The 13,673-nt window shown below is 56.9% G+C and carries 15 protein-coding genes; 6 read left to right on the top strand and 9 right to left on the bottom strand.

Annotated elements, in window-relative coordinates:
- Positions 1-80: 80 nt before the first annotated feature.
- A complete protein-coding gene (gene regB / locus VOI23_RS03640) occupies positions 81-1,475 on the bottom strand; it encodes a sensor histidine kinase RegB (protein WP_323781671.1) in 1,395 nt (464 codons plus the stop codon).
- Positions 1,476-1,566: 91 nt separating this feature from the next.
- Between regB and VOI23_RS03645 the strand changes: the two genes are divergently transcribed.
- Together VOI23_RS03645 and VOI23_RS03650 are read left to right on the top strand one after the other, a co-directional pair.
- Complete coding sequence (locus VOI23_RS03645; protein WP_323781674.1) at positions 1,567-2,199, top strand: SCO family protein; 633 nt, start codon at positions 1,567-1,569, stop codon at positions 2,197-2,199.
- A gap of 77 nt (positions 2,200-2,276) precedes the next feature.
- The gene (locus tag VOI23_RS03650; RefSeq protein WP_323781677.1) at positions 2,277-2,828 is read left to right on the top strand and encodes an ActR/PrrA/RegA family redox response regulator transcription factor; all 552 of its coding nucleotides are present in this window, start codon (positions 2,277-2,279) and stop codon (positions 2,826-2,828) included.
- Between the two features lie 44 nt (positions 2,829-2,872).
- Here the strand turns inward: VOI23_RS03650 and VOI23_RS03655 are convergent, their stop codons facing one another.
- A complete protein-coding gene (locus VOI23_RS03655; RefSeq protein ID WP_323781680.1) occupies positions 2,873-3,355 on the bottom strand; it encodes a GNAT family N-acetyltransferase in 483 nt (160 codons plus the stop codon).
- Position 3,356: 1 nt separating this feature from the next.
- Positions 3,357-3,953 carry an HD family hydrolase gene (locus tag VOI23_RS03660; protein WP_323781683.1) on the bottom strand — a complete coding sequence of 199 codons (597 nt, stop codon included), beginning with the start codon at positions 3,951-3,953 and terminating at the stop codon, positions 3,357-3,359.
- A 463-nt stretch (positions 3,954-4,416) separates the two neighbouring features.
- Here VOI23_RS03660 and VOI23_RS03665 point away from each other — a divergent pair, with 463 nt between their 5' ends.
- The 3 genes from VOI23_RS03665 (at position 4,417) to VOI23_RS03675 (ending at position 6,829) form a co-directional block, all read left to right on the top strand.
- Positions 4,417-4,761: a hypothetical protein gene (locus VOI23_RS03665; RefSeq protein WP_323781686.1), complete on the top strand. Its 345-nt coding sequence runs from the start codon at positions 4,417-4,419 to the stop codon at positions 4,759-4,761.
- Positions 4,762-4,851: 90 nt separating this feature from the next.
- The gene (gene ahcY / locus VOI23_RS03670) at positions 4,852-6,246 is read left to right on the top strand and encodes an adenosylhomocysteinase (RefSeq protein ID WP_323781688.1); all 1,395 of its coding nucleotides are present in this window, start codon (positions 4,852-4,854) and stop codon (positions 6,244-6,246) included.
- A 241-nt stretch (positions 6,247-6,487) separates the two neighbouring features.
- Entirely contained in the window at positions 6,488-6,829 is a 342-nt protein-coding gene (locus VOI23_RS03675; RefSeq protein WP_323781691.1) for a DUF2853 family protein, read from the top strand.
- Between the two features lie 47 nt (positions 6,830-6,876).
- Here the strand turns inward: VOI23_RS03675 and VOI23_RS03680 are convergent, their stop codons facing one another.
- Positions 6,877-8,703 carry a nucleoside-diphosphate sugar epimerase/dehydratase gene (locus VOI23_RS03680; RefSeq protein ID WP_323781694.1) on the bottom strand — a complete coding sequence of 609 codons (1,827 nt, stop codon included), beginning with the start codon at positions 8,701-8,703 and terminating at the stop codon, positions 6,877-6,879.
- Positions 8,704-9,107: 404 nt separating this feature from the next.
- Here VOI23_RS03680 and glmM point away from each other — a divergent pair, with 404 nt between their 5' ends.
- Positions 9,108-10,448 carry a phosphoglucosamine mutase gene (gene glmM / locus VOI23_RS03685; protein ID WP_323781697.1) on the top strand — a complete coding sequence of 447 codons (1,341 nt, stop codon included), beginning with the start codon at positions 9,108-9,110 and terminating at the stop codon, positions 10,446-10,448.
- Positions 10,449-10,470: 22 nt separating this feature from the next.
- Here glmM and VOI23_RS03690 read toward each other — a convergent pair whose 3' ends face one another.
- From VOI23_RS03690 to tsaD, 5 genes are read right to left on the bottom strand one after another with little or no spacing between them, the layout of a single operon-like run.
- Positions 10,471-10,866: a DUF1761 domain-containing protein gene (locus VOI23_RS03690; RefSeq protein ID WP_323781700.1), complete on the bottom strand. Its 396-nt coding sequence runs from the start codon at positions 10,864-10,866 to the stop codon at positions 10,471-10,473.
- A gap of 59 nt (positions 10,867-10,925) precedes the next feature.
- Positions 10,926-11,345, bottom strand: coding sequence for an EVE domain-containing protein (locus tag VOI23_RS03695; RefSeq protein WP_323781871.1), 420 nt, complete (start codon positions 11,343-11,345; stop codon positions 10,926-10,928).
- Positions 11,345-11,614 (bottom strand): YciI family protein, encoded by a 270-nt coding sequence (locus tag VOI23_RS03700; RefSeq protein ID WP_323781703.1) that lies wholly within the window; start codon positions 11,612-11,614, stop codon positions 11,345-11,347. Before VOI23_RS03700 ends, VOI23_RS03695 begins: the two co-directional genes overlap by 1 nt.
- Positions 11,615-12,577, bottom strand: coding sequence for an NAD(P)H-dependent glycerol-3-phosphate dehydrogenase (locus tag VOI23_RS03705; RefSeq protein WP_323781706.1), 963 nt, complete (start codon positions 12,575-12,577; stop codon positions 11,615-11,617).
- The gene (tsaD, locus tag VOI23_RS03710) at positions 12,574-13,671 is read right to left on the bottom strand and encodes a tRNA (adenosine(37)-N6)-threonylcarbamoyltransferase complex transferase subunit TsaD (protein ID WP_323781709.1); all 1,098 of its coding nucleotides are present in this window, start codon (positions 13,669-13,671) and stop codon (positions 12,574-12,576) included. Before tsaD ends, VOI23_RS03705 begins: the two co-directional genes overlap by 4 nt.
- Positions 13,672-13,673 lie beyond the last annotated feature (2 nt).

Consider the following 13,673-nt stretch of genomic DNA (forward strand, 5'->3'; position numbering starts at 1 on the left):
AAATCGAGCATGGTACACCTGTCTAAAAATAATCTCTAAGTTGAAGATAACTGGTTAACAAGCTCTTAAAGGGTGAGTGGTTAGATCGCCAAAGGCTGATTTTCCCCAATTGGAACAGCATTTTCACCGCTTTGTGCGTCGATTTTCCGGCGCAACCAAACAACTTCGACGATTGCACCACATCTTTCGGAATGAATACCGAGTGGCATATGCGGATCGCGGCCATTAGCGAAACTCAACTCAGCTCCCGACCGTTCCAGCAAGGTTTTTGCAATGAAAAGGCCCAAACCCATACCTTCGTATTCCGGTCGTTTCGTCATGTCTGCCCCAGCGCGACGGCGGCGCATGAACGGGTCTCCGATACGTCCGATCAACTGAGGTGGATAGCCCGCACCGTCATCCATGATGCGAACACGGATTTCGCTGTCGTTCCAGCTTGCTTCGACCCAGACATTTTCAGTGGCGAAGTCGACCCCGTTCTGGATCAGGTTGCGTACTCCGTGGATGATTTCGGGTCGGCGCAGAACCGAAGGCTGTGACTGCGCATCAAGCCCATCCGCCAATTCGAAATGCAATTCCTTGCCGCGCTCCAGATGAGGATCTGCCGCTTCGCGCAGGACCGCCATCAGCGGGGCCTGACGCAGGTGCAGATCGTCTTTGCCGGCCCGCCCCATCGACCGTAGAATATCGCGGCAGCGATCAGCCTGTTCGCGGATCAGGCGGGCATCTTCCTGCAGTTCAGGCCAGTCCTCCAGATCCTCAATTAATTCGGCGCTGGTCAGCTTGATCGTCGCCAATGGAGTGCCCAGTTCGTGTGCCGCCGCCGCCACAACGCCACCGATATCGGTCAGTTTCTGTTCCCTGGACAGGGCCATGTAGGTCGCCTGCAACGCGTCGGACATCGCGTGCATTTCCACAGTGACGCGACGCGAATAGGCTCCAAGAAAGATCACCGCGATCACGGTGGCGATCCAATTTCCGAAAACGAAGATATCCGGGATTCGCAAGATGAAGCCTTGATCGGTCCGCAGTGGCAGATGGAATCTGGCCAGCAGCGTCACCGCCAGAATCGCGGTGATGCCAAGAAACATGGTCGAGCGCAGCGACAGAGCCGAAGCAGATACCGTCACAGGACCAAGGATAAGGATCGAAAACGGATTATGCAAACCGCCGGTGAGGTATAATAACAGCGACAGCTGCAACAGATCGAATAGCACCATCAGCAGGTTTTCGGTTTCCGTCAGTCGTTTGCTTTCGGGAAAAATGAACATCGTGATCAGATTGCCGAGAATCGAAACGGAAATGACCAACAGGCAAAGGCTGATTTCCAATTGCAGGTCAAAAAAGACCTGAGCAACGAAAATCGCCGTCAACTGTCCGGCAATGGCCGCCCATCTGAGCAAGGTGATCGTGCGCAGCTTGATCCAGTTACCGCGCTCGCTGCCCTTGAGTACTTTGAATGTCGTTTCGGCCATGTGCGACTTCGTCCCGTTGAATTTCTTTGTCTAATGATAAATATGCAAGAAAGACCAATCAACAGACCGCTCCCGGACCGAGGATACCATCATGAACCGTACATTTGTCGCGTCGATTTCGGCCGTTGCCATAGCTGCATTGCTGGGGGCGACATGGTATGTAACCTCTGGTACCGGGCCGGATGACAAATATGCCGATTGTCGTACCGGCGCAGTGGCTGGTGGATCCACGCTCGGCGGGCCGTTCACTCTGGTTGACGAAACTGGCAAAACGGTCACCGACAAAGACGTGATCGACCAGCCTACGCTGCTCTATTTCGGCTATACTTTCTGTCCCGATGTTTGCCCTCTGGACAATGCGCGCAATGCCGAAACGATCGAAATACTGGAAAACCGCGGCAAGATCGTGAAGCCGGTGTTCATTTCCATCGACCCTGACCGCGACACACCGGAATTGCTGGCCGATTTTACCGATTACCTGCATCCGCGCATGATTGGACTGACCGGGACCCCGGAACAGGTGAAAGCGGCCAGCCAAGCCTATCGTACCTTTTACCAGAAACAGGAACCCGAAGCGGGTGACGAAGACTACTACCTGATTGATCATTCGACCTTCACTTATCTGGTGTTCCCCGACGACGGTTTTGTGGAATTTTTCCGCCGTGATCTGGAGCCGGAACAAATGGCTGACAAGGTTCAGTGTTTTCTGGACGCGCATGGCTAAGCCGGGATGGTTTGACGCAAGACACCCTGCGCTATAGAACCGGTAAAACCGTGGTCGCGCGACGCTGGAGGATCCACATGGCTGAGCTTTCTGAAAAGATCGGCGAGGACAAATCGCTGTTGATCGTCGATGACGATGAACCGTTTCTGAAACGGCTGGCCAAGGCTATGGAAAAACGTGGTTTCGAAGTGGAAACCGCAGGTTCCGTCGCCGCTGGCAAAGCCATCGCCACCGCCCGACCGCCAGCCTATGCCGTTTGCGACCTGCGTCTGGAGGACGGGAATGGACTGGATGTGGTCGAAGTGCTGCGGGAAAAACGTCCAGATAGCCGGATCGTGGTGCTGACCGGCTATGGCGCCATTGCCACCGCTGTGGCGGCGGTCAAGATCGGGGCGACCGATTACCTGTCGAAACCCGCCGATGCCACCGATATCACGAATGCTCTGCTGGCCGCCGATGACGAAATGCCGCCGCCACCGGAAAACCCGATGAGCGCCGACCGGGTGCGGTGGGAACATATTCAGCGGGTGTACGAGCTGTGCGACCGAAATGTCAGCGAAACCGCCCGGCGGCTGAACATGCACCGCAGGACGTTGCAGCGCATCCTGGCCAAGCGTAGTCCGCGCTGAGCAATTTGGACAAGCGCGGGTGAGCGGCGCTCGCCGCGCTTGGGTCAATCGAGATCGAAGCGTTTCAGAACCTTATCGACCTTCTGACCATTATTGAGCCTGTAATCATGCCAGCGGTCATAGTCGCGAAATCCGCGGCTTTGATGGTACGTCAGCCCGCTGTCGTTATCGGCGCGGATATTGGCGTTGATCCAGACATACCCAAGCGCTTCGGCGGCCGCCCGGGTTGCTTCGAACAGCTTTGATCCGGTCCCCAGGCCAGTCTGGCCGATCCGTACGAAGGTCGCAATATCGCACGCTTCGTCCGGCAGATAATCCTGCGGGCCAATCCATTGAAACCCAATGATGTCGCCCGCGTCGTCCGCCACGTGCCAAGCGGCCCGTTCTGCGCCAGTTTCGATCCAGTCCCAAAGCATTTTGCCGCTGACCAAATCGGTTATCGCTGTCGTTCCGCCCGCTGCAATAATTTCGTTCAGCAGATCGGCCATCGGTCGCGTATCGATACGGGTTGCGCGACGGATTCGCATTTCAGCAGTCCTGTAATAGCATTGCGACACGGCCAGTGTAGTCGTTCCGCGCCTCGACCGGTGGGCGCAGTCGAATCGCCAGACCCTCAATCACCGCTGGGTCGGGTTTGCCAAAAAACCTTGTCGCCTCGTTTACCGTGAAACCCGCGATCTGAGTCGCTTCCATCCAGGCGCTGACGCGGTCTGCCTTCTTGATTTGTTTCTTTACCGTTGCCGGGATCGTCGCTGGCAAACCGAATCGAATGTGGATCGCAGCCATCAGCCGTTTATCCAGCTCGTCATATTCCGGCCCGACCGCCGCCTTAACCGGGGAAATCATATCGCCGATAACATATTCGGGCGCGTCATGCAGCAACGCGGCCAGCTGCCATTTGACCGGGGCTTGCGGGGTCATTCGAGTATAAAGCTCTTCGACCAGCAGCGAATGCTCGGCTACGGAATAGGCGAAATCACCTTGTGTTTGACCATTCCAGCGCGCCACAAACGCCAGCCCATGCGCGATGTCTTCGATCTCGATATCCATCGGGGTTGGATCCAGCAGATCCAGCCGACGACCAGACAACATCCGTTGCCAAGCGCGGGGTTGTTTTGCGGCCATAGGGCACCTCGTGAACTTCTGGTCCTGAGTAGCCGGTGAGCCCGATTCATGCAACGTGGACGCTTTGCCACACGAGGCTATTCCGCCTTGTTCGTGGAGTTGTTGTAACGTCAATGCCACAACGTGCACGGAACCTGAATCGTATGGGGTGGGAGTTATGATCCCGCGCCAAACCATAGCTGTGACATAAAGCGAAAGCGTTTGAACCATTCGATAACCAGCCATTGAATCAACAAAACAAGGCGCAACCGGTCGTGTTGATGACCCCTTTCTTACGGATAGGTCCGGTTCGGAACGATTCAAACTAATTGTGAATTGGCCGTATTTGATCAGTAGAAGAATGCCGAAACATGGATGACTCAGGCACATAGTTTGCTCCGGTACTTGCTGTAAATTCCGCCTGAACCGCGCTCTTTCCCGGGCGTCAGATCCGACGGCATTTTCATGGAAAAGGAGTACGAGTATGTCCATTTTTCTGAAAACCCGCGCCGTCGGCCCCGCGCCACGATACGCTTTGGCTGTGACTATTTGTCTGGGTGTTGGCTTTTTGGCTTCGGCGGTTTCTGCCCAAGCATCCAAATGCTTGCCGCGTGACACTTTGGTGAACAGTCTGTCGAAAAAATACAATGAGCAGCTGACTGGCGGCGGGCTGCAAAATCCGCAGCAATTGATTGAAGTCTGGTCGTCTTCCGACACCGGTAGCTTCACCGTGTTCATTACCCGGGCCGATGGGATCAGCTGCATTCTGGCAACCGGTCGAAATTGGAATGCAGCCAGCCTGGTACCTCAAGAAGGTGTAGAAGGCTGATCCAGAAGGCGTATCGGGCCAATCGCACATTGTGTGATTAAGGGTCGAATGTTATCTGCCTTGCAAATGTGATTGTAAGGAGCTGTCCGGATGGCAAACGACTATATCGTAAAAGACATCAATCTGGCTGAGTTCGGCCGCAAAGAGCTGGACATTGCCGAAACCGAAATGCCGGGCCTGATGGCGCTGCGTGAAGAATACGGGCAGACCCAGCCGCTGAAAGGCGCACGTATCGCCGGGTCACTGCACATGACGATCCAGACCGCGGTCCTGATCGAAACGCTGGTGGCGCTGGGCGCCGATGTTCGCTGGGCCTCGTGCAACATCTTTTCGACCCAGGATCACGCTGCGGCGGCGATTGCCGCGACCGGCACCCCGGTTTTCGCTATCAAGGGTGAAACGCTGGAAGAATACTGGGATTACGCCGACCGCATTTTCCACTTCGAGGAAGGCGGCGCCAACATGATCCTCGACGATGGCGGTGATGCGACGCTCTATATTCTGATCGGTGCGCGCGTTGAAGAAGGCGAAACCGACCTGATCGAAACCCCGACCAGTGAAGAAGAGGTCGCGCTGTTCGCGCAGATCAAGAAGCGCCTGAAAGAAAGCCCCGGCTGGTTCACCAAGCAGCGTCACATGATCAAGGGTGTGACTGAGGAAACCACCACCGGCGTGCATCGCCTGTACCAGATGATGGAAAAGGGCCACCTGCCCTTCCCCGCCATCAACGTGAACGATTCCGTCACCAAGTCGAAATTTGACAATAAATACGGCTGCAAGGAATCGCTGGTCGACGGTATCCGCCGCGCCACCGACACCATGATGGCTGGCAAGGTCGCCTTGGTCTGCGGTTATGGCGATGTCGGCAAAGGATCCGCCGCTTCGCTGCGCGGTGCGGGTGCCCGGGTGAAAGTAACCGAGGTCGATCCGATCTGTGCTCTGCAGGCCGCGATGGACGGGTTCGAAGTGGTGACGCTGGAAGACGCGGTGTCGAGCGCCGACATCTTCATCACCACCACCGGCAACAAGGACATCATCCGCATCGAGCATATGCGCGAGATGAAGGATATGGCGATCGTCGGCAATATCGGCCATTTCGACAACGAAATTCAGGTCGCGGCGCTGAAGAACCACAAATGGACCAACATCAAGGACCAGGTGGACATGATCGAAATGCCGTCGGGCGCGCGGATCATCCTGCTGTCCGAAGGCCGCCTGCTGAACCTCGGCAACGCCACCGGCCACCCGTCCTTCGTGATGTCGGCCAGCTTCACCAACCAGACGCTGGCGCAGATCGAATTGTGGACCCGCGGCGAGGAGTACAAGAACGAAGTCTATATCCTGCCCAAGCATCTGGACGAAAAGGTCGCCCGGCTGCATCTGGACCGGATCGGCGTGAAGCTTTCTAAGCTGAGCCAGGATCAGGCCGACTATATCGGCGTAAGTCCCGAAGGCCCGTTCAAGCCGGAACATTACCGCTATTGAGCTGAAATGCCTCTTAAGAACTGGTCAGAAACCCCGCCATGCCTTGGCGGGGTTTCTTTTTTTTGGGGGCAAAGGTGATTGCAAAGATGGAGCAGAACACGGCCCTGCCCCGTTGGGATGCCGATGGGGAAAGCTGCCCAAATTTCCCCTTTGTGCCTGATGGTAACGCGTCTAGGCTGCGCTCGCATCAGTATGGACAGAAATTGCCTTATTGCTAAGGCGGAACGGCGGGAGTGAAGAAATGGGAAAACGGGACGATCTGATCGCGCAATATGCCGATGATCTGAAAAACAAATGCGGAATGGATCCGGATATGGATCTTTTGACCAAGGTGACCATTGGCTGTGGTCCGGCGATCTATAACGCCGATGCGTCGACCGTGGCGGCGACGCAGGAATCCGAGCTGGAAACGGTCAAAACAAACTTCCTGATCAAGAAACTTGGCTTGGAGGACGGTCCGGATCTAATGGCAGCGATCAATTCAGTGATCGAAACTTATGGCCGTTCAGAGCGCAACAAATACCGCGCCGTGGTCTATTACATGTTGACCAAGCATTTCAAAAAAGAAGCTGTTTACGGCTGATCTTGGCAGCGTTGGACGCCGCCGCAGCCGAACTTATGGGGCGGCTTTCAGTCGCCCCTTGTGGCAGCGACAAGGCTGGCGCCGCGCCCTTCGATCCAGTTATCCAGCAACGCCAGACCGCCGGAAATGTCGTGATCTTCGATCACCCGTGCCAGTTCCTTATTTATCTTAGCCATTTCGATTTCCGAAAGCCGCCCTTCCTGCGCCCGCATTATCTTGGGGTGCGGCGTGGTGATCATGTCGCGGCTTATCAGCAATTCTTCGTGCAGTTTTTCGCCCGGGCGTAGCCCGGCATAGGTTATGGCGATATCGCCATCGGGATTGGTATCTGATTTCACGCTTAGCCCTGCGCCTTCGATCATGTGGCGGGCCACATCGTCAATTTTGACGGGGTCCCCCATATCCAGCACCAGGACATCACCACCTTCGGCGATTGATCCGGCTAGCAGAACCAGCCGCACCGCTTCTGGGATGGTCATGAAATAGCGCGTCACATCGGGGTGAGTGACTGTGACCGGGCCGCCACGCGCGATCTGATCCTGAAACAGAGGCACGACAGACCCCGAGGAATTCACCACATTGCCGAAACGCACCATCGAAAACAGCGTGTGCTCCGACCGCGATGCGAAATCCTGCACGATCAGTTCGGCCATACGTTTGGTGCAGCCCATCACGCTGGTCGGGCGCACCGCTTTGTCCGAAGATACCAGAGTGAACCGCCCGACCCCGGCGCGGCGCGCCTCGTCCGCCAGTATCCGGGTACCCATCACATTGTTGCGCAACCCCTCCAGGATATTCGCTTCGACCATCGGCACATGCTTATAGGCGGCAGCATGCAGTACCACGTCGATTTTGTTTTCTTCCATCACATGGCGCAGCAATGGTCGCTGGCAGATGGTCCCAAGCACAGGCGTGATCGGGATCGAACTTTGCAGCCCAGTCAGTTCTTTGTTGATTTCGTACAGTGCCAGTTCACTGTGATCCAACAAAACCAAAGCCGCTGGTTTACAGGTCAGAAGCTGACGGCAGATTTCTGATCCGATCGATCCGCCTGCACCTGTGACCAGAATGCGTTGACCCTGATAGGTGTCGCTTACTCCGGGCAGTTCCTTTTCCAGTCGATTGCGGTTCATTAACCCGTGCAATTGTCGATGCGAAAGGTTGCGTGGTGACCCACCGTTTTCCAACAGTTCAGCAAAAGAGGGCAGCGCCTGAACTTCACAGCCCAGATCGCGGACTTTGCGTTCGATCCGCGCCAGCTCGGGCTGGCTGACCGACGGCATCGCCAACACGACGCGGTCGATCTGTTGTGTAGTGATCAGATCGCCCAGTTGCACCGGGGAATAGACGATTAACCCGTAAATAGTCAGGCTTTGAAGGGTCGGATTGTCGTCGACGAAACAGATCGGTTCCACCGTTTCGTCGGTGGCCAATGCAGCGGCCAATTGCTGACCGGTACGACCGGCACCATAGATCAGCACCCGCTGCCTTTTGCGCCCATGACGATAAATCTGAGTTACGGCGTCCAGCAGGATCTGACGGGACGCAACACTGAGGATCAGAAAGCTCATGGCAAAGATTACATTGCCCAGAGGGCTCAAAGGCACCCCCGGCACCAGTAGCATGACCGCGCCGATGATGGCCATGGACCCGGAAACGGCTGCGCTTTGCGCCACGCTGCGCATCTGGAAAGCAATCAACCGCACCCGGTGCAGTCCGATCGCGGCCGTCATCGCCATACCTGCCATCCCCATGATCAGCATATAGGGGAGCATATCAATCAGCAGTTGGGCGCTTGGCCAGATTGTCCGTGCGATCAGGTGCGACCCGACAAATGTGGCGCAGATCAGCACAGCGTCCAGCGTCAGCATCATGATGGACTTATGTTGACGGGGCAGTTGATTCAGCTGAGAAAAAATCCGGTCGAGAGCAGCTATCTTCAGGTCTTTAATCAAGTTCCGGTATTCCCGTCCCGCTCCCGAATTCCAGATATCAGGGATTCTGCATCTGCGCTTAGAACTATGTTGCGGCCTGACGAAGCTTGCCAAATTTTAGCCGGTGCAAGACATGCTGTGTGGCAACAAAGCATGAAACCGCATCAAAAATGGACAGCTTGCCTATTTTTTGGCCGTAAAAAGCCTGGCCCAACTGAAACAATTCGCGTAAAAATCAGCCGATGTCTTCGCTGTCAGCCAAGCCCGTCTCAGCGCAGAGGCTGGACACAATTGGCTGTGGCGCATAAGAAAGCCCCAATCTGGGTTTATGGGTTTTAGATGCGATGACACGTTCTCTTTTTGGCACCGACGGAGTGCGTGGGCGGACCAACAGCTTTCCGATGACGGCTGAATTGGCCATGAAGCTGGGCGCGGCAGCGGGTCGCTATTTTCGCCGTGACAAGCACGAACATCGGGTTGTGATCGGCAAGGATACCCGCCTGTCGGGATATATGCTGGAAAACGCGTTGACGGCAGGGTTTACATCAACTGGCATGGATGTGCTGCTTTTGGGGCCGATGCCTACCCCGGCGATTGGCTATCTGACCCATTCCATGCGCGCCGATGTTGGCGTAATGATTTCGGCCAGCCACAACCCGGCCTATGACAACGGCATTAAATTTTTCGGCCCCAACGGATTCAAGTTGTCGGACGAAGCCGAAATCGAAATCGAGCGTATCCTGAATGACGGCGTGACCCTTGCTGCGCCGGAAAATATCGGTCGTGCCAAACGGATCGACGACGCGCTGGGTCGTTACGTGGAATATGCCAAGACCACTTTTCCCAACAAGCTGCGCTTGGACGGTCTGCGGGTGGTGCTGGATTGTGCGAATGGTGCCGCGTACAAGGCCGCTCCGGCGGTCCTGTGGGAACTGGGTGCCGAGGTGGTGCCCGTCGGTGTCAACCCGAACGGTCGCAACATCAACGCCGGCTGCGGTTCGACCGACACTGCGGCGGCGGCGGCCAAGGTCCGCGAAACCCGCGCCAATCTGGGCATTTGTCTGGATGGCGACGCGGACCGGGTCATTATTCTGGATGAAAATGGCATCCCCGCCGATGGTGATCAGATCATGGCGTTGATCGCGTCGATCTGGAAACGCGACGGTACGTTGATGGGCGATACTCTTGTGGCGACAGTGATGTCGAATCTGGGGCTGGAAAAATATCTCGCAGGGCAGGGGATCGCGCTGGAACGCACTGCCGTTGGCGATCGTTACGTGGTCGAAAAGATGCGCGAAAAGGGTTTCAATCTCGGGGGCGAACAATCGGGCCATATCGTGATGACCGATTACGCCACAACCGGCGACGGGTTGATTGCGGCGCTGCAATTCCTGCGTGCAATGGTCGAAAGCGGCAAGAAAGCAAGCGATCTGGCCCGGGTCTTCGAACCTGTGCCGCAGATCCTGCGCAATGTTCGCTTTTCGGACGGACAAACGCCGCTCGACTCCGATTGCGTGCAACAGGCCATTGCCGACGGTGAGAAAAGCCTCAATGGCGATGGTCGGTTGTTGATCCGTAAATCGGGCACTGAACCCTTGATCCGTGTGATGGGTGAAGCCACTGATCAGGCGCTGCTGGACAAGGTCATTACCTCGATCTGCGATGCTGTAGAAACAGCCTGCTAGGCCGGAACAGAGTCTTTCGGGATTAGAACAGTGTCAGAACCGCGCCCATGATGGCACAGCCGATGGTGGCATAACCGCCATCGATCAGGCTTAATGCGCGCGGACGACCGGCAAAGGTGTAATTGGTGACGACCCACGGCGTGACCAGGAAAAGCCCGACCCCCAGACCAGCCACCACACCCTTGGCCAGACTGTCGATCCCGGCCAGCGCAAAGATATGGCGCATCATGCCCGCAACGATTACCGTACAGATGAATGAAACGATGTAGGGCATTGGATTGGACCGATCCTTGGGCTGACCATTCTCGCCCAGTTCCACACCTGAGGCTGCGACCCAAGCCTTGGTATTGACCATGTACCAGATTGCACCAAAGGCATAGCTGGCAAGTGCGGCCGCAAATATGTTTATAAATTCCATGCGTCCCTCCCTGATTTCAGGTTTCCCCGCGGCAAGGTGCCCTATCCTGTCGGAGAAAGCTATAGAATCACGCCGGCCATGTCGCAAATCACGGCCCATTCCCGGCACGACACTGGTTGCACTGAAAGACGCGAGTTTTTCACTAAAACCATGTCGGACAGCCGCTCATCCGATTTGATTTGGTCCAGCGTCACCGGTGTTTTCACCGGGCAGACCGCCTTGATATCCACACATTCCCAGCGCGGGTCGTCAGTGCTGCTATCGGAATGGGCTTCAGCGCAAATCTCAACAATGCCAACAATCGCTTTTTCTTTCTGAGAATGATAGAAAAAGCCGCGATCGCCCAGTTTCATTTCGCGCATGAAATTGCGCGCCTGATAATTCCGCACGCCGTCCCATTCCTCGCCCGTATCGCCCTTGGCTATTTGGTCATCCCAGCCCCATGTCGAGGGTTCGGATTTGAACAGCCAGTAACGCATCAGCCGATGACCTTTTTCCATTCGATCAGTTCAACTGTATCGAACAGCCCGGCCTTGGCATAGGGATCGTTGGCGGCCCAATCTTCGGCAGCGGCCATGTCGGCGACGTCCAGAATGACCAGAGACCCGGCCATGTCGCCTCCGACGATCAGCGGACCAGCTTGGGAAACCACGCCGGTCGCGTCAATATAGGCCAAATGGTCGGCCCGGTTGGCCTTGCGAATTTCCAGTGCGCCGTCTTTGTCACGGGCGATCAGGGCTACCAGCATTTATTCCTCCTTCAGGGGTCGGGACAGTAACATTTCCATGGCTTGACTCAGTTGCAGCCTGCCATCCAGCAGAGCGACAACAGCTTCGGTGATTGGCATGTCGATCAGCATGATCCGCGCCCGCTCCAGAACCGCGCGGGAGGTGGCGGCGCCTTCGACGGTTACGGTGGGATCGAAGGTTTCCCTTCGTCCCAGTGCCAGTCCGAAACGGTAATTGCGCGACTGTTCCGAGGTGCAGGTCAACGTCAAATCGCCGAAACCCGATAGCCCCGCCAAGGTTTCGGGCTGTGCGCCAAGCGCCAGCGCCATGCGTTGCATTTCGGCAAATCCACGGGTCATCAACGCAGCACGTGCGCTTTCACCCAGTCCCGCACCTATTACTGCGCCCGAGGCGATGGCGATCACGTTCTTTACCGCGCCACCAAGTTCGGCACCGATCGTATCGGTGGTGCGGTAGATCCGCAGATTTTGCGTCGACAGGGCCTGCTGCAGGCGCTTTCCCATCACCGGATCGTGGCAAGCCAGCGTCAAGGCGGTGGGCAGGCCCCCGGCAATATCAACGGCGAAGCTAGGCCCTGTCAGGATCGCGGGCGTTGCCGAAGGGATCAGTTCCTCGATCACGCCGACCGGACCCAGCCCTGTGGACAGCTCCACTCCCTTGCAGCAGGCAACCAGAGGCCGCCCGCCAAGCGCCAGTTTGTGGAGCACCAGCATGTCGCGCAACTGTTGCATCGGCGCGGCAAGCAAAAGTGGGATTTCCGACACAACAGACTCTAAGTCAGCCACAACCTGGAGGTTGTCCGGTAACGCCACACCGGGCAGGCGCCGGGCGTTTTCCCGGGTTCGTTCCATTTGCGTGGCATGATCGGGATCACGCGCCCAAAGCTGCACCGGCTGACCGGTTGCGGCCAGTGAAACCGCCAGTGCGGTGCCAAACGCCCCTGATCCTGCAACAGCGATCATGCCTTTGCTCCCTTTTTTCCCGATCCAAGCAGAGCCGGGGCACGTTTGTCCAGTGGCCAACGCGGACGGGCAGTCAAAGTCATGTCATCCCTATGCCCCAACCGGAACCGTTCCAGTCCGGCATAGGCGATCATGGCTGCGTTGTCGGTACACAGCGCCAGCGGAGGTGCGGTGAACTGAACGCCATTTTCGGCAGAAACAGTCTCTATCCCTGCCCGAATGGCCTTGTTCGCGGCGACGCCGCCTGCAACAGCCACGGTAGGCTGTGTCGGGTTTTCGGCCAGATAGAGGATCAGCGCGCGTCGGGTCTTTTCCACCAGAACATCGCGGATCGCCGCCTGAAATCCCGCAGCCAGATCGGCGCGGTCCTGCAATGTCAGCCCGCCCTTTTCTGCCACGACCTGATCGCGGGCGCGTAGCAGGGCTGTTTTCAACCCCGAAAAGGACATGTCGCACCCTTCACGGTCCAGCATGGGCCGGGGAAAACGGAATCGTTTCGGATCACCGTTCACTGCCTCGGCTTCGACCGATGGTCCGCCTGGTTGCGGCAGGCCCAGCAGCCGCGCGGTTTTATCGAAAGCTTCGCCCGGGGCGTCGTCGATGGTGCCGCCCAGTCGGGTGAAGTCTTCGGGGCCTTTCACCAGCAGAAACTGGCAATGCCCGCCCGACACCAGCAGCATCAGATAGGGGAAGGCGATCTGATCGGTCAGCCGCGGGGTCAGCGCATGTCCGGCAAGATGGTTCACCCCAATCAGCGGCTTGCCAGATCCGGCCGACAGCCCTTTGGCGCACATCACCCCCGACAATACCCCGCCAATCAGACCGGGACCCGCAGTCACTGCGATGGCATCAATATCGGCCAAAGCCAGCTTTGCCTGTTCCAGAGCCTGTTTCACGCAGATATCGATCTTTTCTGCATGGGCGCGGGCGGCAATTTCAGGAACGACGCCGCCGAATTCGGCGTGCAGCTCGGTCTGGCCAAAGACGACAGAAGACAGAATAGCCGGCACCTGCCCATCAGTTTGGCGCACGACTGCCGCTGCGGTGTCGTCGCAGCTGCTTTCCAATCCCAGAATGGTAAGGGTTCGACCCATGA

The sequence above is a fragment of the Thalassovita sp. genome (genome assembly GCF_034670005.1).
GTDB lineage: Bacteria > Pseudomonadota > Alphaproteobacteria > Rhodobacterales > Rhodobacteraceae > Thalassobius.